At 50.6% G+C, this 20,975-nt stretch carries 16 protein-coding genes; 10 read left to right on the top strand and 6 right to left on the bottom strand.

All coding sequences use genetic code 11. The features are described from left to right. Positions 1–104: 104 nt before the first annotated feature. On the bottom strand, positions 105–2,060 hold the full coding sequence (locus N0M98_RS29515) for an ABC transporter ATP-binding protein (protein ID WP_259620012.1): 1,956 nt from the start codon (positions 2,058–2,060) through the stop codon (positions 105–107). Between the two features lie 420 nt (positions 2,061–2,480). Between N0M98_RS29515 and N0M98_RS29510 the strand changes: the two genes are divergently transcribed. Beyond that, entirely contained in the window at positions 2,481–5,069 is a 2,589-nt protein-coding gene (locus tag N0M98_RS29510; protein WP_259620011.1) for an Ig-like domain-containing protein, read from the top strand. Positions 5,070–5,226: 157 nt separating this feature from the next. Here N0M98_RS29510 and N0M98_RS29505 read toward each other — a convergent pair whose 3' ends face one another. After that, positions 5,227–5,919 (bottom strand): hypothetical protein, encoded by a 693-nt coding sequence (locus tag N0M98_RS29505; protein WP_259620010.1) that lies wholly within the window; start codon positions 5,917–5,919, stop codon positions 5,227–5,229. 159 nt (positions 5,920–6,078) lie between these two features. Beyond that, the gene (locus N0M98_RS29500; RefSeq protein WP_259620009.1) at positions 6,079–7,197 is read right to left on the bottom strand and encodes a hypothetical protein; all 1,119 of its coding nucleotides are present in this window, start codon (positions 7,195–7,197) and stop codon (positions 6,079–6,081) included. Positions 7,198–7,438: 241 nt separating this feature from the next. Here N0M98_RS29500 and N0M98_RS29495 point away from each other — a divergent pair, with 241 nt between their 5' ends. The 9 genes from N0M98_RS29495 to groL all read left to right on the top strand — a co-directional run bounded on the left by N0M98_RS29495 (position 7,439) and on the right by groL (position 14,860). Continuing rightward, positions 7,439–8,320, top strand: a complete 882-nt coding sequence (locus tag N0M98_RS29495) for an endonuclease/exonuclease/phosphatase family protein (RefSeq protein ID WP_259620008.1) — start codon at positions 7,439–7,441, stop codon at positions 8,318–8,320. 332 nt (positions 8,321–8,652) lie between these two features. Further along, the gene (locus N0M98_RS29490; protein ID WP_259620007.1) at positions 8,653–9,294 is read left to right on the top strand and encodes a 5-formyltetrahydrofolate cyclo-ligase; all 642 of its coding nucleotides are present in this window, start codon (positions 8,653–8,655) and stop codon (positions 9,292–9,294) included. Continuing rightward, positions 9,291–9,785, top strand: coding sequence for a cyclic pyranopterin monophosphate synthase MoaC (gene moaC, locus N0M98_RS29485; protein WP_259620006.1), 495 nt, complete (start codon positions 9,291–9,293; stop codon positions 9,783–9,785). Before N0M98_RS29490 ends, moaC begins: the two co-directional genes overlap by 4 nt. A 41-nt stretch (positions 9,786–9,826) precedes the next feature. Further along, a complete protein-coding gene (mog, locus tag N0M98_RS29480) occupies positions 9,827–10,327 on the top strand; it encodes a molybdopterin adenylyltransferase (protein ID WP_259620005.1) in 501 nt (166 codons plus the stop codon). Then, positions 10,317–11,312: a molybdopterin-binding protein gene (locus N0M98_RS29475; RefSeq protein ID WP_259620004.1), complete on the top strand. Its 996-nt coding sequence runs from the start codon at positions 10,317–10,319 to the stop codon at positions 11,310–11,312. The genes mog and N0M98_RS29475 overlap by 11 nt, the downstream gene beginning before the upstream one ends. A gap of 182 nt (positions 11,313–11,494) precedes the next feature. Next, positions 11,495–11,797, top strand: coding sequence for a Sec-independent protein translocase subunit TatA/TatB (locus N0M98_RS33805; protein WP_283942827.1), 303 nt, complete (start codon positions 11,495–11,497; stop codon positions 11,795–11,797). 41 nt (positions 11,798–11,838) lie between these two features. Continuing rightward, positions 11,839–12,597: a twin-arginine translocase subunit TatC gene (gene tatC, locus N0M98_RS29465; protein ID WP_259620003.1), complete on the top strand. Its 759-nt coding sequence runs from the start codon at positions 11,839–11,841 to the stop codon at positions 12,595–12,597. A gap of 226 nt (positions 12,598–12,823) precedes the next feature. Continuing rightward, the gene (groES, locus tag N0M98_RS29460; protein WP_249865930.1) at positions 12,824–13,105 is read left to right on the top strand and encodes a co-chaperone GroES; all 282 of its coding nucleotides are present in this window, start codon (positions 12,824–12,826) and stop codon (positions 13,103–13,105) included. Positions 13,106–13,231: 126 nt separating this feature from the next. Next, the gene (groL, locus tag N0M98_RS29455) at positions 13,232–14,860 is read left to right on the top strand and encodes a chaperonin GroEL (RefSeq protein WP_259620002.1); all 1,629 of its coding nucleotides are present in this window, start codon (positions 13,232–13,234) and stop codon (positions 14,858–14,860) included. 701 nt (positions 14,861–15,561) lie between these two features. On the opposite strand, the gene N0M98_RS29450 is transcribed toward groL, so the two are convergent. The 3 genes from N0M98_RS29450 to N0M98_RS29440 form a co-directional block, all read right to left on the bottom strand. Then, positions 15,562–17,187, bottom strand: a complete 1,626-nt coding sequence (locus tag N0M98_RS29450) for an S-layer homology domain-containing protein (RefSeq protein WP_310944677.1) — start codon at positions 17,185–17,187, stop codon at positions 15,562–15,564. A 205-nt stretch (positions 17,188–17,392) separates the two neighbouring features. Next, positions 17,393–19,849 carry an O-antigen ligase family protein gene (locus tag N0M98_RS29445; RefSeq protein WP_249865926.1) on the bottom strand — a complete coding sequence of 819 codons (2,457 nt, stop codon included), beginning with the start codon at positions 19,847–19,849 and terminating at the stop codon, positions 17,393–17,395. After that, complete coding sequence (locus N0M98_RS29440) at positions 19,842–20,945, bottom strand: glycosyltransferase (protein ID WP_259620001.1); 1,104 nt, start codon at positions 20,943–20,945, stop codon at positions 19,842–19,844. The genes N0M98_RS29445 and N0M98_RS29440 overlap by 8 nt, the downstream gene beginning before the upstream one ends. Positions 20,946–20,975 lie beyond the last annotated feature (30 nt).

Genomic DNA, 20,975 nt, shown 5'->3' with positions numbered 1-20,975 from the left:
AACGATTCCGGCATCGTCGCCGCGGCGACGATGATTGTATACGGCAGCGTGCCGCTCCTGCTGCTCAAATTAGAAGGCGCCTGATTCGCTCAGGCGCCTTCGGTTTATTCCGCCAGCTGTTCCCACTGCTCATAGCAGCCGGCAAGCCGGTTCTTGCGATCTTCGATCGCTTCATTCGTTTGTTGGACGCGGACATAATCGTTATACACTTCCGGACTGGCGAGCTCGGTCTCCAGCGCGGAGATTTCCTCCTCCAGCTTGGCGATCTCCTGCTCGAGCTGTTCCAGCTTGCGCTGCTTGGAGCGTTCCTCCCGCTTGGCTTGCTTGTTGGCCTCATAGTTATTCTCGGCGGCCGGCTGGGGTGCGGCGGACGATTTGCCCGCGTTTGCGCTGCCTTTGCTTTTTGCCGCTTCGGCGGCGAGCCGCTGCTGCTCGATCTCGGCAAGCTCCTGCTTTTTTTCCACATAGTCGTCATAGTTGCCCAAATAGGAGGTCACGCCGTCACGGCTTAATTCGAGCATCGATTCGGCCATTTTGTTCAGGAAATAGCGGTCATGGGAAATGAAGAGCAGCGTACCTTCATAGTCGATCAGCGCCGATTCCAGTACCTCCTTGCTGAACAAATCCAGATGGTTGGTAGGCTCGTCGAGAATCAGCACGTTGGCTTTCTCCAGCATCAGCTTGGCCAGCGAGACGCGGGCTTTTTCGCCGCCGCTGAGCGCGGCGATTTTTTTGAACACATCCTCGCCGCTGAACAAAAAGCTGCCGAGCACGGTGCGTATGCGCGCCTCTTCCAGATTCGGGAACGCATTCCACACCTCGTCCAAAATCGTGTTGTTCGGGTTCAGCCCTTTTTGCTCCTGGTCGTAATAACCGATACGGACGTTGGTTCCCCAGCGAACGTCGCCATTGTCAGGCTGCTGCGCGCCGATGAGCGTCTTCAGCAGGGTCGTTTTGCCGATTCCGTTCGGGCCGATCAAGGCGGCGGTATCGCCGCGGCGCAGCTGGAACGACACGTCGCGCAGCAGCGGCTGCCGGCCGTCATAAGAGACGGAGACATCGCTGACCTGCAGCACTTCCTTGCCTGACGTCTGCTCCACCTCGAAGGCGAAGTGAGCCCGTTTCAATTCGCCGAGCGGCTTGTCCAGACGATCCATTTTCTCCAGCGCTTTGCGGCGGCTTTGCGCCCGCTTGGTCGTGGAAGCGCGCACCAGATTGCGCTGCACGAATTCCTCCATCTTGGCGATTTCTTCCTGCTGCTTTTCGAACTGCTTCAACTGAATCTCATATTCGGCCTGCTTGGTTTCGACATAACGGGTGTAGTTGCCGGTGTAACGCTTCGAGGTCGTCCGCTCGATTTCGTAAATGGCCGTAACGAGCGCATCGAGAAAATACCGGTCATGCGAGACGACGAGAATGGAACCGGAATACGAACGCAAATAGCCTTCAAGCCAAGTCAGCGTTTGAATGTCCAGATGGTTGGTCGGCTCGTCGAGGAGCAGCAGGTCCGGCGCCTGCAGCAGCATTTTGGCCAAGGCGAGACGCGTTTTTTGCCCTCCGCTCAGCGTGTTTACCAGCGTCTCCGGAGCAAAGCCGCCGAAGCCCATGCCGTGCAGGATGCCGCGGATGCGGGCCTCCGCTTCGTAGCCGCCCCGTTCCTTGAACCATTCCGATAAGGAAGCGTAACGCTTCATCGTATCTTCGGTCAGCTTCTCGTCCGCCAGCACCTCGGGGGCGGACATCATCGACTCCAGCTTGCGCAGCTCCTGTTCCGCCTCATCCAGATGGGCGAAGACGCTGCGCATTTCCTCCCAGATCGATTTGTCCGACTGGAGCCCGCTATTTTGCTTCAAATAGCCGATCTTAGTTTCTTTGGCTTTGAAAATATCCCCGGAATCGTAAGACATCTCCCCGGCGATAATCTGCAGCAGCGTCGATTTGCCCGCGCCGTTGACGCCGACGAGGCCGATCCGCTCCCTTGCTTCGATTTGCAGCGATATATTCGAAAGCACGGTGTTGATTCCGTAGCTTTTGGTTATTCCCGATACTTGCAGCAGCATGATAAGCCCCCTAAACATAAGTTGCGCGTTTTTTCAAAAAACCGCAATGTTTTCATACCCTTCAGTGTATCATGTTCCGGGCTGTTTTTCAGCTTCGAAATCCGGAAAAAAACGATGACCATTGAATTATACACAGATTTATACACAAATTAACAAACCAAAAACGCAGATTGTGTACAGATCGGCATAAGGGTATGCACATATCCACAGGCGAAGTTATCCACATGGCTTGACTCCGCTGCAGGTTCCGGGCTGCCGGCGAGGCCCGAAACCCCGTAGAAAATGTTCCGTTTTCAGCGTATTTTCAGGTTGAAAACCTAAACTTTTTGCGGGAATTTGTCGATATAAGATAAGTATGGTTCTGAATTGAACCGCCCACATTCGGAGGAGCAACAAAAAAAGATTTAGGGAGATGGAACAATGGGTTTGCGGGCAACAAAGCTTATGGTATGGCTGCTTGTTTTGACTATCGTTTCAAGCGGCTTCGGCGCAATGAGCGCGATGGCGGCGGAAATTTCCAGTCTGGTGCTGAATAAAAACGAGCTCACGCTGGAGGTCGGGGGGACCGCATCGCTAACGGCAACGGCTGTGTACGATACCGGAACGACCGAGAATGTTACCGTCAAGACGGATTGGAACTCGGGAGCGTCCGACGTAGCTTCGGTTTATGCGGGAGCGGTAACGGCGAAGAAGGAAGGCAAAGCCGTCATTACGGCGACTTACCTGGGGAAAACCGTCATCGTGAACGTGACTGTAAGCAAGCATGTTCGCTCGCTCATCAAAGATAAGCAAACGATCGATTTGCGCAAAGGAAATTCCGAGCAGGTGACTCTCACCGCTTATTATGACGACGGAACGACGGAAGATGTAACGACCAAAGCCGAATGGAACATCGACAACGGCCAGGTAGCTACCGTCGTGAACGGTTTGGTTACGGGACAAAGCTCGGGGACGGCGATCGTCTCTGCATCCTACAACAGCCAAACGGTGTCGATTCCCGTCAATATCGAAATCGTCAAACGGGTCGATCCCGAGAAATCGAAACTGTCGCTCTTATTGAACGATTCCGAAACGATCAAGCTGTTCGCGACTTACCCGGACGGCAGCTCCGAGGATGTATCGGACCGTGCGGAGTGGGAGTCGGACAATCCGGATATTGCCGATGTGATCAAAGGGAAGATTACCGGCTACGGTCCGGGACAGGCTACGATTACTGCTTCATACGGCACCAAGAAGACGACGATTAAAGTCGAAGTGGACAACGCCATTAAGCTGGATCTCGGTACGGAGACCGTACTGATGAAGAAAAACGGCACCGAGCAGCTGAAGCTGATGGCCAGCTACGCCGAGGGCAATCCGGAGGAGATTACCGATCGCGCCGAGTGGAGCTCCAGCGACGATTCGATCGTCAGCGTCGTGAAGGGCAAGCTGTTCGCCAACGCTTCCGGCGAAGTGACGGTTACCGCCAAATACGGCGAGAAAACGGCCGGCGTCATCGTCGACGTCGATGTGCCTAGAAGATTGGAGCCCGAGAAGGACGCCATCGATCTGCAAACCGGAGGCAGCGATACGATTACGCTATGGGCCACTTATGCGGACGGTACGCGCGAGGATGTGACAACCCAAGCCAAATGGTCGGTCGATAACGAAGCTATCGCCTATGTGCTTAACGGCAAGGTGACGGCCTACAAGGCCGGCGAAGCGACGGTTACGGCCACCTACGGTGAGAAAAGCGTTACGATTCAAGTGTCGGTGGATATTCCGACGATCATCAAGCCGAGCAAGAAAACCGTCAGTTTCCAGACGGGAAGCTACGAGCAGATTACATTGAGCGCGATTTACAGCGACGGCAAGACCGAAGACATTACGGAAAAAGCGGAATGGTCTTCCAGCGCCCCGGCGATCGCCGAGGTTCGCAAAGGGTTGATTAGCGGAGTAGGCACAGGAGCTGCTACGATTACGGCCAAATACGGCACGAGATCGGCGACGGTGCAAGTGTCCGTAGGCGTATTGAAGAGTTTGACGACCAAAAGCCTGACGAGCATTTCCATGAATAAGGGAGCGACGCAGAAGCTCGACCTGACGGCTACTTATACGGACGGCACGACGAAGGACGTGCTGCAGGATGCGACTTGGGTGAGCTCCAGCGAGAAGATAGCGACGGTTGACGAGGGCGTTATTACGGCGCTCGCCTCCGGCGAAGTATCGATCACCGCATCGTTCGAAACCAAGTCGGTCACCTTCACCGTGAAGGTGGATATGGCTGACAAGCTAACGGCCAGCCCCGCGTCCGTCAGCTTTGACTTGGGCGATATCCGTACGATTACGCTGAGCGCGACCGATTCCGACGGCATCGCCAAGGATGTTACCGCGGATGCGGAATGGACCTCAAGCAATCCGGCTCTGGTGACCGTAGACAAAGGGGCTCTGACGCCTGTTGCTCGCGGCAAAGCGACGGTGACGGCGAAATACGGCGGCAAGACGATTTCCATCTCGGTCGAGATCGGCGTTATCTCCGCTTTGGACGTGGACAAACGGTTTGTTTCGACGAAGAGCGGTTCTACGGCGCAGCTTGTCTTGACGGCGACGCTTGCCGACGGCACGAAAAAAGAGGTTACAACGAGCGCTCAGTGGAAATCGAGCAACTACAAAATTGCCGATGTCACCGACGGTCTGGTGACCGGCGTATCGGCAGGCAACGCGACGATCACCGCCTCGTTCGGAGGCAAGAGCCTCGCGATTCCGGTCGAAATTGACAAGCTGAAATATTTGAAGACCGACAACGTCATTTTGGAACTGAAGGCCGGATCGACGGGAGAGGTTAAAGCGACTGCTACCTATGAGGATTTGACGGAAGAGGATGTAACGATTCCGGCACTGTGGACTTCGAGCAATATCCGTGTCGCCGACGTCAAGGACGGCATCATCAAGGCGACGGGCAAAGGCAAGGCTACGGTGACGATAACGTACGGCAAGAAGAAAACGACTGTTTATGTTATCGTAAGCTAACTATATTTAAAGGATGGACAAAAGGGCCCGCTGCGCTGCAGCCGGGCCCTTTCGCCGTAGTTGGAGATGGCGGAAGCACGCGGCGAGTTCTAACGGTGAATGCAAAAAAACTCGCCTTTCCATGAAGGCGAGTCCAATTGCCGTGTACGGCGTCGTTTTATTTCGTTTTGGATTGCAGCAGCTCGACCAGCTGGTCCCCGATATTTTTCCCGCCGCCCGGATTGAAGCCGCCGCCGTTACGCGGCTGTTTGTCCTTACCGGATTGATCGCCTCCATTTGCGTTCGCGCCGGAATCGGCATTCGCCCCCGAAGCGCCGCTTGCGTCCGTCTTTTGCTGCTCGCGTTTTTGCCGCGCTTCTTCCATTTTTTGCTTCTGCTCATCCGTCAGCTCCGGCTTATTGGCATTGTCGCCCTTATTGCCGCCCGGCCGCACCTGAGAAGCGTTCGCCGCCTGATCGTCGAGAAATTTCTTTTGCTCGGCGGTCAGTTTCTCCGTCAGCTTCGTTTTAGTGTCGGCGCTGACCTCTCCTTTGGAGATGCTGTCCTGCACGACAGGCAGCATTTGCTCGGCCTGCTCCTTAGTAATGGCAAGCCCGTCGGCTTTATCCATACGGATGAGCGAGGAGAATGTCATCATCATTTCGCGCTGCCCCTCGGTCATCGAGCCTCTCTGCTGCTTGTCCTGCTGGCCTTGCTTTTGATCCTGCGCCTGATCTTTATTCTGCGACGTCGAAGCGGTTGCGCCCGCTGCATTGGCCGAAGCGGCCGCCTTGCCGTCCGACTGCGTGCCGCAGCCGCTTAACAGTACCGCAATGACCGCACATGCTCCTAAAAGCTGTTTGTATTTCACGTATGACTCCATCCTTCCGTAATTCGTTCCTTCTTTCATCTGTAAGCGCCGCAAGAAGAGCTGACGTGACGATCAGCTCTTTTTCAGCTTATAGCTCGGCGGTGATTGGCGGGCGTGACGATTCCTGTGCCGCTATCCTTGAGTGATGCCGGCCGGGTTTTATTGTTCGCTGCCGGAAGCCGCAGCATCGGAAGAGGCGGAGCCGGAGGCTTTCTCTTTATGCTGTCTTTTGCTTTCGACGAAGGTTTTCAAAGTATCCGTCAAGCTGTCTTTCAAGCCGCTGATCAGCTGATCTTCGCTAATGCCTTTGGCTTCGGCGATTTCCGCGAGCGATTTGCCTGCTTGCAGGTCGGCGGTCAGCTCTTCTTTAGTAACCCCGATGATTTGCGCTAACTTGTCGGGATCAGCCAGCGATCCGAAATGCTGCTGTTTGCCTTTTCCGGAAAACTGGCCGAATTTCATAGTGCTCTCCACTTCTTTTTTCAGACGATCGGCCAAGTTCGCTTTTTGCTTATCCGCTTGCTCTTGCGTCAGTTTGCCCGAAGCGACAGCCGCATCAATGTCGGCCGTTTCCGCCGCGGTCAATTTGCTCAGGAAGTCGTCTTCGCTGAGGCCGGCTTTATCTTGGGCGATCTGGGCGAGCGATTTGCCCTGCTTCAGCTCGTCCGTGATGACGCTTTGTTCTACGCCTAGCACGGTTGCCGCCTGTTTCAAGAGATCTCCGCCTCTCATGACCATGCCGCCGCCGAAGTTACCGCCGAATTTTGGCTTATCTCCGGTTTCTTTAGCTGTGCCTTTCCGTTCCACTTCTTTCTTCAGGCGGTCGGCCAAATTCGCTTTCTGCTTATCTGCTTGCTCTTGTTTCAGCTTGCCTGAAGTGACGGCGTCATCAATAGCTGTCGTCTCCGCCGCGGTCAGCTTGCTTAAGTAGTCGTCTTCGCTAAGGCCGGCTTTATCTTGAGCGATTTCCGCGAGGGACTTGCCCTGCTTCAATTCATCGGTCACGACGCTTTGCTCCACGCCGAGAATGGTTGCCGTCTCTTTGATGACATTAGTGCCGCCGAATCCGAATCCGCCTCCGAAGGCGCCGCGGCCCTCGAAGCCTTTTTTTCCAAAGTCGGCTTTATGTTTGGTACCATTGGTATCTGTATTGTTCTGGACAGTGGAACTGTCAGTATCTTGTGCTTGAGCTTGGGTAAGCAATGCGGTCAATCCGCCGCCGATTAAAAACCCTGCGGCAATCGTACCTGTAAGTATTTTTTTACCGATCGTCTTCATTCGTTCCTCCACCTTCATTATGAAATGGCCTTACACTTAAAGAGTATAAGCTCAATATATGAAAAAGCTATGAAGCTTAGCTTAACTGGAGATTAATGTTAGCTGAAAGTGAACTGAGCGAAATTTGCCATCCGTTTCCTAGTATACAAATCAAAAAGGGTTATCGTATGCTCGGAAGTATAGTGGAATCCTCTACGAAGTTATCGGAGGTTACATATTTTTAGGGAGAGCGGGTGAGGGTATGCAGCCTCAGTTGAACCAAGGAGCCGGACCGGCGCTGCCGAAGCGGGCGGGACGCGGATTGCTGCTTGTTTTGGCGCTGTTGATATTCGCGGTATCGGCCGCTGATCTGCGTCCCGATACGATAGCGGTATCCGCTAAGGAACAGGCTGTGGGCATACCGGATTCGATATGTTTTATGACCTTTAATATTCGTCATGCTAAAGGCTTGGACGGAAAGGTTCAGCTAGCCGCCATCCGAAGCCAAATCGAGCAGGGGAAAGCCGATCTAATCGCTCTTCAGGAGGTAGACCGGTTCCAGTGGCGCAGCGGCATGCAGGATCAGGCCCGATCGTTGGCCCGATCGCTGGGGCTTGCTTATGCGTTCGCACCCGCTATGCGCAGAGGGGTCTCACAATACGGAATCGCTCTGCTCAGCCGGTATCCGCTCTCTCATGTCCGGACCTACCCGCTGCCTGGCGACAAGGAGCCGAGGGTCGTGCTGACGGCGGAAATGAAAGTGCGGGGTGCAGGGCAACCGGGGAGCGGGAGACCGGAAGAGTCCGTCACGATAGTGACGACTCATTTGGGCGTGTCGGGATCGGACAGGGCGAGGCAGATGCCGCAGCTGCTGCGCGTATTGCAGAGCATCCGTACGCCGATTATTTTGATGGGCGATCTGAATATGCCGGATAACGATCCTTTAATGAAGGAACTGAACAGGCGGCTGCATAAAGTGTCTCTGAATCGTCCGCAATCGACGGTTATGCACGGTGGAGAGATTGATCATATTTTCACAAGCTTTGCCGACAGCTGCGACGGCTTCGCCTGGACGGAGCCTACGCAGGCGTCCGATCATATTCCGGTGCTTCATCAGATTTCGTTCTCGCGGCTGCTCGATTAATATGCTTGAACGGAACGCATCCATTAGACCATATAAGGAATACTATTTTAAACATTATCATGCATCGGGACCGGTTCGGGTATCGATTCCGTATGATCCATGCCGGGAAAGCTTGGCCCGCCAAGCCGGAAACGCTAATGTCCGGAGGCGGTTTTCCCTATGTCATGACGAAGCGGATAGAGTGAAATGGGAGTAAAATGAAAAAGAAGTGCGAACAAATGCCTTCCTTGCTTTTTTTTACCGGATAATTGTTGTAAACTGAATGAAAATAATGTTTTTCGTTACGGAGCAATTCCTTCACGTTTCCGACCCCATCAAAGAGAGGCCGTTACATGAATATCAAAGAATGGAAAATTGAGCTGCGGCGGAAGGCGGAGGCCGAGAGAAACGCACTCTCCCCGTCCCAGCACAGCGTAAAATCACAACAAATTAATGAAGCTTTAAACAAGCGGATCGGCGAAATTTTGGATTCCTGCGCCAAGCCGGGGCATCGGCCGACTTTATTTACGTATGTTCCGGTGAAGTCCGAGGTCGATGTGAGCGCGGTAACGGAAGCATGCTGGGCTAAGAACTACCGCGTTCTGGTTCCGAAGGTGCAGCATGATCCGAAGCAGCTTAAGCTGTTCGAAATCAGCTCCCACGATGATTTGGAGAAGGGCGCATGGAACATTCCGGAGCCTAAGGCCGGCGCCCCGGAGTTTCGCCAAGTCAGGGAGATCGATGTTATTCTCGTTCCGGGTCTGGCGTTTGATACGCAGCTCGGCAGGCTCGGCTACGGAGGAGGCTTCTACGACCGGTTCATGCAGCAGTATGTCCGTGCCGGCTGGGACAAGCCTTATATTATCGCGGCCGCCTTCGATCTGCAAATGATCAAGGAAGTTCCCATGGGCTTGTTCGATTTCCGGCTGGACGAGCTGATTACGGAAGCGAGAACGATTCGCGCGGCTCAAACAGGAGGCTTGAAGAACGGATGACGGATTCCAATCCATTAACGCATTTTAATGAAGAAGGCCGGGCGCGGATGGTCGACATTTCGGAGAAGCAGGAGACAAGCCGCAGCGCGACGGCGCGGACGACGGTCGCCATGCAGCCTTCGACGCTCGCTCTGATCAAGGAGGGACGGATTGGCAAAGGGGATGTGCTGGCGGTCGCTCAAGTGGCCGCGATCATGGCCGCCAAAAAAACATCGGACTGGATTCCGATGTGCCATCCGCTGTCGCTCACCGGCGTCGACGTGCGCTTCTCCGATAACGGGCGCAATGAGCTTTATATTGAAGCGACGGTGAAAACAAAAGGTCAGACCGGTGTCGAGATGGAGGCGCTGACGGCCGTATCCGCAGCCGCGCTGACCGTCTACGACATGTGCAAGGCGGCCGAGAAAGCAATGGAGATCGGCCCTACGCATCTCGTCAGCAAAACCGGGGGGAAAAGCGGAGATTTTTATAGAAACGATACCGGTAAGTAATCACTTTACGGTACAATAAGCCCATGGAGAGGAGTAAGCTTATGCGTTGGAAAGTGGCGATTTTAACGGCAAGCGACCGAGGATCCCGGGGAGAGCGAGAGGATACGAGCGCCCAAGTGATTCGGGAGCTGATCGAAGAGGAGATTAACGGGGAAATCATCGAGTACCGTGTCGTTCCCGACGAGAAGGACGAGATTATGGCTGCGCTGATCGAAATGACCGATTATTTCAAGGTCGATCTCATACTGACGACGGGCGGAACCGGACTTGCCCCCCGCGATGTGACGCCGGAAGCTACTCTGGGAGTCATCGATCGCCTGGCGCCCGGCTTTGCCGAAGCGATGCGGATGATCTCGATGCAAAAGACGCCCCGAGCGATGCTCTCCCGAGCCGTATCGGGCATTCGCGGCAGAACGCTGATTATTAATCTTCCGGGCAGTCCGAAGGGCGTATCGGAAAATCTGGCCGCCATTATGGATCAGCTGCCTCATGCGTTGGGGATATTGACCGAGCGTGAAGGAGATCACGGGTATGAAGCCTGATGCCATGCTTCGCGAGGTGAAGGTGGAGGAAGCCGTCGGGATGCGGCTGGCGCATGATTTGACGCAGATTATTCCGGGGCAGTTCAAAGGCCGGTTGTTTAAAAAAGGACATGTCATCGAAGAAAGCGATATCCCTGCGCTGCTCAGCATCGGCAAGGAGCATATTTACGTCATGGCTTTGGAGCGGGGATGGCTGCATGAAGACGAAGCGGCGCTGCGGATGGCGCGGGCCGCGGCGGGATTGAATGTGGAGCTGGGCGCGCCTCATGAAGGAAAAATAACGCTCAGGTCAACCATACACGGACTGGCCTCAGTTCGCAAGCCGCTGGTCGACGCGGTGAATGCCGTCGATCAAATCGTGATGTCCACGATCAAGACGAATACGGTCGTCCGTCCCGGACAGGCACTGATCGGCACCCGGGTCGTTCCGCTCATTATTGAGGATGAGAAGATCCGCATGGTGGAGCAGCGGATAACGATGCCGCTCGTCGAAGTGAAACCGTTTCGTCCGCTTCGCGTAGGATTAATTACGACCGGAAGCGAAGTGTACAAAGGCCGCATACAGGATAAATTCGGCCCCGTCGTGAAAGAAAAAGTGGCTGCGCTCGGCTCCGAGGTGATCGAACAGCGACTTACGCCTGACGAGAGCGACGCTATCGTGCGCGAAATCCGCTATTTCTTGGACGAGCGGAAGGCGGATTTGATTCTTGTGACCGGCGGCATGTCGGTGGACCCGGACGACCGTACGCCTGGAGCGATCAAACAAGCGGGGGCGACGATCGTCAGCTACGGCACGCCGATGCTTCCGGGATCGATGCTGCTGATGGGATATTTGGGCGAGGTGCCGATTATGGGGCTGCCCGGATGCGTCATGCACGATCCTTATACATCGTTTGACGTGCTGCTGCCGCGCATTTGCGCAGGGGAGACGATCGTGCGCGAGGATATTACCGAGATGGGCTACGGCGGTTTGCTGGGCTGCTAGTGTCGGCCGGCAAGCTGCCGCCGTTGGTTTGCCCCGATCCGCGGGATTGTTTAAAAGCCTGATGAACAAGTGGCCGGAGAGTCGGTAGAGAGTTGGAACAGCGAGTGGAAGCCTCTATCGACCGCAGGCCACAACGAAATCATTACCCTTTTAAAGCATGATATATAAAGGAGGTCCGGCAGTTGAGTATTTCTCACTTGCTGCTTATCGCTATCGTCGCTTTGGTTTTGTTCGGGCCGAACAAGCTGCCGGAGCTGGGGAGAGCTCTGGGCAAAACGATGCGTGAATTCAAGAAAACGGCCAACGATTTGATGGGCGACCTTCAAGAGACGGATTCGCAGCCGCAGCCCTCGCGCAAGGACGTGACCCCGTCCTCGTCTTCAACGGGTTCTACGGCGCCTGCCAGCTCATCGTCCGATGCGCCGGCTGCCGCTGCCCAGCAAGAGAAGCCGGCTGCGTCTGATACCCGCAGATTGCCCGATTAACGGCCGTCATTCCATTTTACAACCAGGAAAGGTGAATAGATATGGATCTCGATGAAGGGATGTCACTGGTCGAGCACCTCGGCGAGCTGCGCAAGCGCATTATATGGGTGCTGGTCGTTCTTATTCTTGGAATGGTCATCGGCATCATCGTGGCACAACCGCTCATTACATATTTAAAAAGCGTTCCTCCGGCTAACGGCATTACCTGGAACGTGTTCTCGCCATGGGATGCGATTCGTATGTATATGAGCTTCGCCTTGATCACCGGACTGATTATTACGATTCCTGTCGCATTGTATCATATATGGGCGTTTTTGAAGCCTGGGCTTCGAGAAGAGGAGCAAAAAGCTTCGCTTAAATTCGTGCCCTTTGCATTTTTACTGTTCCTAATAGGCCTGGCCTTCGCTTACTTTGTCGTCTTCAAGATGGCTTTTCTGTTTACTTCGGGGATTACCGAAAAGCTGGAGCTTCAAGAAACGTACGGCATAGCGCAATATTTTTCGTTTATGTTCAATATTCTCATTCCGATTTCTTTGCTGTTCGAGCTGCCGATCGTCATTATGTTTTTAACGCAGCTTCGCATCCTGAACCCGAAGAGACTGCACAAGATTCGCCGCTACGCGTATTTGATTCTCGTTATTATCGCCGCGATGATCACGCCTCCCGATGCGGTTTCTGCTATCGTCGTGTCGGTTCCGATGATCATACTGTACGAGTTCAGCGTGTTTTTGTCGGGGCTCGTCTACCGCAAGCAGCTGCTCAAAGACCGGGCGTGGGAAGAGGAATACGGCGCCAAATAAAGTCTGCTCCACCGTTTCGGCACGGCTTGGGGCAGGCTTTTTTCTTCCGTTGACGGCTCGTATAAATTATTTTCGTCTGGATACAATGAATGGGGTGTGAAAAATCGGTAAAACCACTTGCAAAATTCACGCAAACTGATTATCATAATAAGTGTTGTTAGCACTTAGTCAATTCGAGTGCTAACGGAAAAATGAACAACCATAATCTAAAGGAGGCTATTTTCTCATGATCAAACCGTTGGGTGATCGCGTAGTCATTGAAGCCATTGCTAAGGAGGAAACCACAGCAAGCGGTATCGTGTTGCCGGACACTGCCAAAGAGAAGCCGCAAGAAGGCAAAATCGTAGCAGTTGGCAGCGGCACTCTGAAAGACGGAGAGCGTATTCCGCTTGAAGTGAAAGAAGGCGACCGCATTATTTTCTCCAAATACGCTGGCACTGAAGTGAAGTACGATGGCCGCGAGCTTCTGATTATGCGGGAAAGCGACATTCTTGCCGTTCTTGCCTAATTTAGAGCGTTCTTACTTAAGTTAGCCTAACAGCTGCAGCTTTATGAGCGAAACAGCTTCTACTTATGATGCAAATAATGGTACGACTTAAAATAAAAATCAATATTTTTCGGGAGGGTATCACTCATGGCAAAAGAAATTAAATTCAGTGAAGACGCTCGCCGCGCAATGCTTCGTGGTGTTGACGCGCTGGCAAATGCCGTTAAAGTCACTTTGGGTCCAAAAGGCCGCAACGTCGTTTTGGAGAAAAAGTTCGGCAGCCCGCTGATCACTAACGACGGCGTGACCATTGCCAAAGAAATCGAATTGGAAGACGCGTTCGAGAACATGGGCGCTCAGCTCGTTAAAGAAGTAGCGACCAAAACGAACGATGTTGCCGGCGACGGTACAACGACTGCAACTGTTCTGGCTCAAGCGATGATCCGCGAAGGCTTGAAAAACGTAACGGCAGGCGCTAACCCTATGGTAATCCGCAAAGGGATCGACAAAGCGGTTAAAGCGGCTGTAGAAGAATTGAAAAACATCTCCAAAGCAATCGAAGGCAAACAATCCATCGCGCAAGTTGCGGCTATCTCCGCTGCTGACGAAGAAGTAGGCGAACTGATCGCCGAAGCTATGGAAAAAGTGGGCAAAGACGGCGTTATCACCGTTGAAGAGTCCAAAGGCTTCGCTACGGAGCTGGAAGTGGTTGAAGGTATGCAATTCGACCGCGGCTACATCTCTCCTTACATGATCACCGATACGGATAAAATGGAAGCTGTATTGGAAAACCCATACATCTTGATCACAGACAAAAAAATCTCCAACATCCAAGAGATCCTGCCTGTGCTTGAGAAAATCGTACAACAAGGCAAACCGCTTCTGCTTATCGCCGAAGACGTAGAGGGCGAAGCATTGGCTACCTTGATCATGAACAGACTGCGCGGCACGTTCACTTGCGTAGCGGTAAAAGCTCCTGGCTTCGGCGACCGCCGCAAAGCCATGCTGCAAGATATCGCTGCCTTGACTGGCGGACAAGTAATCACGGAAGAGCTTGGCTTGGATCTGAAATCCACTCGTCCGGACCAACTGGGTACGGCTCGTCAAGTTCGCGTAACGAAAGAAAACACGATTATCGTGGACGGCGCTGGCGACAAAAAAGACATCGGCGCTCGCATTTCCCAAATCCGCGCTCAACTGGAAGAAACGACTTCCGACTTCGACAAAGAGAAGCTGCAAGAGCGTCTGGCTAAATTGGCCGGCGGCGTAGCGGTAATCAAAGTCGGCGCAGCCACCGAAACCGAGTTGAAAGAGCGCAAGCTTCGCATCGAAGACGCTCTGAACGCTACTCGCGCTGCAGTAGAAGAAGGCATCGTATCCGGCGGTGGTACGGCTCTGGTTAACGTATACAGCGCGGTTGCAGCTGTACAATCGTCCGGCGACGAGCAAACCGGCGTAAACATCGTCCTGCGCGCTCTGGAAGAGCCTGTACGCACGATCTCAGCTAACGCTGGCCAAGAAGGCTCCGTTATCGTTGAGCGTCTGAAGAAAGAAGCAGTAGGCATCGGCTACAACGCAGCTACCGGCGAATGGGTGAATATGTTCGAATCCGGTATCGTTGACCCTGCTAAAGTAACTCGTTCCGCTCTGCAAAACGCAGCTTCCGTTGCGGCTATGTTCTTGACTACCGAAGCGGTTATCGCCGACAAACCGGAGAAAGACAAACCAGCTATGCCTGATATGGGCGGCATGGGCGGTATGGGTGGAATGATGTAATCAAAACCTCATCGAAGCCATTCGAGGAGGAACGACCGCGATGAAGCGGCCGATTGGATTACCAGTTGAGCCAAACGCGATCAAGGCGGAAATACGGGCAGAACAGCCCGTAGCATCCGTGGTTCTTCTGCGGAAGAACCATCGTTATGAATAAATCAAAAAGGTTTCTCATAGGTTCGATTTCGAACTTGTGAGAAGCCTTTTTTGTTATTCGGGAAAAACGCTGACTGCACAAGCAAAAATGCCTTCCGACCGCTGCCTTTCCCCGATTTATTGAACTGCTGGCCCGTGAAGGTTGGTCGAATCGAGGGGACAAAGGCGGCCGCGACCGCGCTTCTACAGACTGCTTCCGCTTGAAGCTTACATGATGAGAATGGATGGAGCAGAGCTAGAGCATTTCACAAGCTCATGGATGAAGGCTTGGGAATCAAGCAGCAGTCGATACTGTGACGCCCCGTGCAGCGATCGCGCTGTGACAAGCGCAAGAGCTTGTCTGTAGCTTCATTAACAGATATCCTTGTCGTTGTATGTATTTTACAAATAGAGGCTTATACAGGCGTTTAGCACCTTTAAAACGCGTTCGTCAGATAATAGTCTGATGAAAAAGACGGCTGTTACGCGAAAACGTCCTCCGGCCACTGTTTGTCCGGAAAGGAGAACAAAAAAAGACCCGATACCGAAGTATCAGGTCTTTTCCGTAATTAGTTGATGAAGCGAGCTGTGCTCAAGAAACGTTTCAGCATAGTAGCCGATTGTGCGCGAGTAGCTTGGCTTGCGGAACCGATAGTATCATCAGTCATACCGTTAATCAAACCAGCGTTGATCGCAGCAGCGATTTCTTTTTGAGCCCATACAATTTGATCAGCGTCTTTGTACTTGCTCAAAACGCTTTGAGGATCAGATACATTCGTCGCGATATCAACATAGTTCATGGCACGAACAACCATAGCCGCCAATTCTTCACGAGTGATTTGCGCGTCAGGACGGAATGTGTTGTCTTCATAACCATCGATGATACCAGCGTAAGATGCTGTTGCTACAGTGCTTGCATACCAAGCATCGGAGCTTACGTCTTTGAACTTGCCAGCTCCAGTTTGTGGAGTCAAGCCAAGAGCACGAACAACCAAAGCTGCAAACTCAGCGCGGGTGATGTTGCGGTCTGGTTGGAATTGAGTGTCAGTTACACCGTCGACAACCAATTTGTTAGCCAGAAGCTCAACGTCTGTTTTGGACCAGTGGGAAGCTACGTCAGCAAAGCTTTTGCTGTTTTCAACAACCGTATAGATGCTGCTTCCGTTACGTTTCAGCGTTGCGATCGTTTGATCATCCTCAGTGGAGAAGGTGGATGGAACGAAGCTCAGCTTTTTCGTAGTGTCATTGAACAGAACACCCGTTGCCTTACTGGAATCAACAGCTTTCGAAACGTTGATGGAACGAGATACATAAGTGTTACCGAAGTCAACTGCTGCTGTTTTGCTGCCGTTATCTACTGCTACGACGTCGAAGTCTACAGCGTTAGCCACTTGAGTAGCGCCCAATGCTGTTGCAGCTGCTTTAAGATCATCGGCTGTTGCGCCGGTTACTTTCGCGATGAATACTTTGATCTTCATGTCCTCTACTTTAATTCCGAGAGTTGTTGCAAGATCATCCAGTTTCAATACGGAAAGCGGAAGAGTCAAAGTACCATTGCTGTTAACAAGCACGATCGTTTTGCCGGCTTTTACTGCGTCTACCAAAGCAGAAGCAGGAAGAAGAGCAATATCTCCGGAGAGATTCAACGTAACAGTGTCATTGTTAGACAAAGCACTGGACAGTGTAGATGCGTCTACGGAACCGTCGCTGCTAACGGAGATCGTTCCGTTACCAGTGGAAATTCCGCCGCCACCGCCACCGCCGCCACCACCACGGTTATTGTTGGTCGGTGTGGTGTTGCTAACAGTAGAGTACACGGAATCGTTAACGGACACAACGCCGTCTTTGTAAACCGTCGTATTTACTGTCAAGGAAGTGTAAGTATTACCTACATCCAAGCTTCCGATTGTGTAGAACCATCCCTTGGCAGGGTCATATACATTATTGTAAACAGCTTGTGCAGTTCCCAAAAATTGACCATTAGTGCCAGGGCTATACACATTCACATATACGGCATCATTTTTACTTGCGTCCAGATAAACATCGGAATAAACGCTGCCGGAAACCGAACCGTATTTATAAGTCAAATTAGAAAAACCGGTTGCGGCGAAAGCCAGTACAGGAACCATCATAGCGATAACAAGCATTAAAGATAGCATTGCAGAAGTCTTCTTAACAAAATTGCGATTCAACACCAGGTTTCTCCTCCTATTTCTTTCTCTGTTTGATCCATTTAGGTTATTTCTATTCGCCATTATCTCTTTTCACCTCCTTTCCATGGGGGCTTCTATAACATAAGGCACAGCCTTTGTTATTCAAACACATAGAGCCTATTCTAACATCTGTTCGCTAATTTTGGTAGCATCTTGAAGAAAAAAATGTTTCCCAAATAATAGAACGTTATTTAACGGAAAAAGTTGCGTTTGCCAGCTTGTTAATTTCATCCTTTTCATCAGGATGTTTGGCAATTAACTTATCGTACAGCGCTTGATCGTTTTTATTTTGTTTTTGAAGCGAGGCGAGATACCATCTTGCAATGTCCTGCTCCATTTCATCATTGAACTGATCGTTTACATACATCTTCAAATATTCAGTGGCGGAAGCGTATTGACCGCGAATATATTCGATTTGTCCCAAATTGAACGCCATCGTTTTGGTGACATCAAACTCTCGTCCTTGTACCTGGGCTTTCGGCAAGCTTTCAAGATCTTTCATTTTGGCAAGAACCATGTTGTGAATGTCGAAGGCATCGTTCCAATATTGGGTCATCAATGCTTCGTTGTGCTGAGCTCTAGCCTGTTCGCTAAGACCTAAATCATAGGAAATGACTTTTTCATACAAAGTAATATCCCAAGGAAAATTGCTAATTTGGGATCTCGCTAAATCGTGCGCTTGCGTTAATTGATCCTTTAAAAGATAGGCCTGAAGCTCTTGATCGATGAGATAGCGGTTATGAGGCTCCGTTTGTTTCAACTGGTTAATTTGGTCCATTAACAAAGTGTAGTACTGTTCGTCTTTCGTTTGTTGATAGCCTTGCATTAAAATATTAATTTTATAGATGGAGTAATCGGGCTGATTAGGATGTATTTTTAAAGCTTTATCCACGGTATTGAATACTTCGTTAATGGGCTTGTTGCCCGAAGCATTAGCAACCGCTGAGCTGAACAAGCTATTTGCATTAAGGTTTTGAGTCGAAATAAAGAACATTACTATTGATAATACCAGTAAAACCGCCGGTACGCCCTTGTTAATATAAGGCAAAGCGTTTGGTTTGATGAACTTGGCCGTTGCGCTCGTATCAATATGGGAGATCATGGCTCCCAAGCATAAGAAGACAAGAACTCCAAGAAATACAAAGCTCAAATCGAAGTCAATGATACTGTGAACAAGCAACGCTATTGTAAAAATAAAAAATACATGGTGGTTCTCGTTGCTTTGCGGAGCTTTCAATTGACGATGTATATACAAGTAAAAAATATAGATTAAGAAAGCAAGAAGAATCAGGATTCCGATTATGCCCGTTTCTACTAGATATTGAATAAAGAAATTATGTGCTTGTCTGCTTACATAAGGGTTGTTTTGATATTTCTCATATAGGGCTGCCCAAGCGCCGCCTCCGGCACCTGTCAGAGGATAATCGTTGAGCAGCTTGATGGAGTCTTTATAAAAAGTGCCTCTCTCCAGTACACTGTGTTGTTCAAAGTTGATATTTTCGATACGCTGCTTAATATAGTCGGGAAATAGATTCAAAGCGCCCGTATTGCCAAAGACAATAAATATACCTAGACAACCGACAATTAATGCAGCGGCAGGCAGCAAAATATTGGCGAACCGGTTTTTAATTTTAGCTTCAAAATAATTTTCCAAAATGGGATAAACAAATCGCTGAAGCAGCCAGATGATTACTGCACAGCCGACGGAGGAACCGAGTAAGATCCAAAGTCCCGTCGATGCTGTGGACAGATCCTGGTGAAGATAAAACTGCTCTCCGACCAAAGTAATTTTGTTTAAAATAAGCATCGAGATTAATCCGGCAATGCCAAAATGAATGAAAACAAATATTTGCTTTGTAATTTTCATAAACGGCAGTACCAATAAAAGAACAACGGGCAATATGACAAGTCCGCCCCTCGAAAGCGTGAGCAGCAGCGAAACTAGCATAGGAACCAGCATGAAAGCGTGTATTAGTATCGATGCAGGCTTACGTGTTTTTACAATCAGATAGGCCGCGGCAAGCAGCAGGGCGATCAGATAAGCGGCATAAGAGTTTGCGTACTGGAAAATGGAAGTTAGACGCAGCTGATTATCCGCCATCATAACGGCATCTTTATATTCATTGTTCTGTATAATGGCGAACCATTGCACCAATGAAGCGGAAAGCGATTTATAACCAAGCCAATTTATCATCCCGAACCAAACAACTACATAACCTGAAACCATAATGCAGTATGTAATGATTCGGTTTCCAAGAGAGCTCCTGCATAGATACAGTCCGAGAATGAAAAAGATCGAATAAAGCATCTGTATATACAGCATATTCGTGGAATAATAACGGGAAGCTTCGTGAATTCTCGCTAATAAATACGTAAAGGGTAAAAGCCAAACGAATAAGCTAAGCCAGTCGCGGTGGTCCTGCAGTTTCCAGTTAAAAAGCAAGTACAAAGAGGCAAGAAACATGATGATGAAGCCCCATACCAACGAACTGTAAATCGGACGTTCAAAGTCAAAAGTATTTCCGTTAAATAAACCTTTTTGAAACGGGGCCCAGAACATAAAAAGAACGACAAAGGCCGTCAATATCCAAAATAAAATGGATGTTTTCTCTTCACTCACTATTTGCTTATTTTTCTTATACATGAGGCTGCTCCTTCTGTTTAATTGCATTGTCGATAAATGATGAAATTTGGTTTTTAAACCTTGTCTCGTTAAACTGATCTGCATGCTGCCGAATAATTTGCGAATCAAAGCTCAAGGTGTTGAAGTGCTTCAGCGACTGAATTAAGCTATCTGCAGAAGGCTCGCGGAAAAACACGCCGCTTGTCCCTTCGGCTACAGTTTCAAGCGCACCGCCTTTACCATAGGCTATGACAGGTTTCCCATTGGCTTGTGCTTCGAGAGGCGTGATGCCAAAGTCCTCCTCTCCAGCTAAAATGAAAGCTTTGCAGCCGGCATAATATTGCGAGATGACTTCATCGGATTGATAGCCCAGGAGCTGAACCGTCGGCCCGGCAAGCTTTTGCAGCCTGCTGCGATCGTACCCGTCGCCGATGATAACAAGCGGCAGTTGGAGCCGATTAAAGGCCTCTATAACGAGATCAATCCTTTTATAAGGAATCAACCTTGAAACGATTAAAAAATAATCTCCGCTTTCCGTCGGCGCGCCAAAACGATCAAAGGCAACCGGAGGGTGAATGACCTCACTTGGAAGATTATAATATTTTCTAATTCTCCGGGAAACATTTTCGGAATTCGCGATATAATAATCCACTCGCTGCGAATTTACATAGTCCCAGTTGCGTATTTTGTGCAAAATAAAAGGGAGTACGTTTTTATAAATTGGATTATGGATCTCGGCTAAATATTGATGATACAAGTCCCATACATATCTCATGGGAGTATGGCAGTAACAAATATGAATCTGCGAAGGGTTTGTTATAATTCCTTTTGCAAACGCGCTTGAGCTGCTTAAAATCACATCATAGCTGCGCAAATCGAAGCTTTCCACCGCGTGAGGAAGAAGGCTTAACATTTTTTTATAATGTTTTTTGGAAAAAGGGACATTCTGTACAAATGAATTTATAATATTGGCCTGCTTGAATCTGCGAGGCATGCGGTCTAAATCGGAAATAATCGTGTAGACGGGAGCATCGGGGAACATGTCCATGAAACATTCCAGAACGCGCTCCGCTCCCCCATATTGGTTCAGATAATCATGAACAAGTGCGATTTTCATAAGGATACCTCTTTCCTTAATTTCAAAAGA

Source organism: Paenibacillus doosanensis (assembly GCF_025060755.1).
Classification (GTDB): Bacteria; Bacillota; Bacilli; order Paenibacillales; family NBRC-103111; genus Paenibacillus_S; species Paenibacillus_S doosanensis.
Note: the sequence above shows the minus strand (reverse complement) of the source record. Positions and strands in the feature narration are given on the sequence as shown.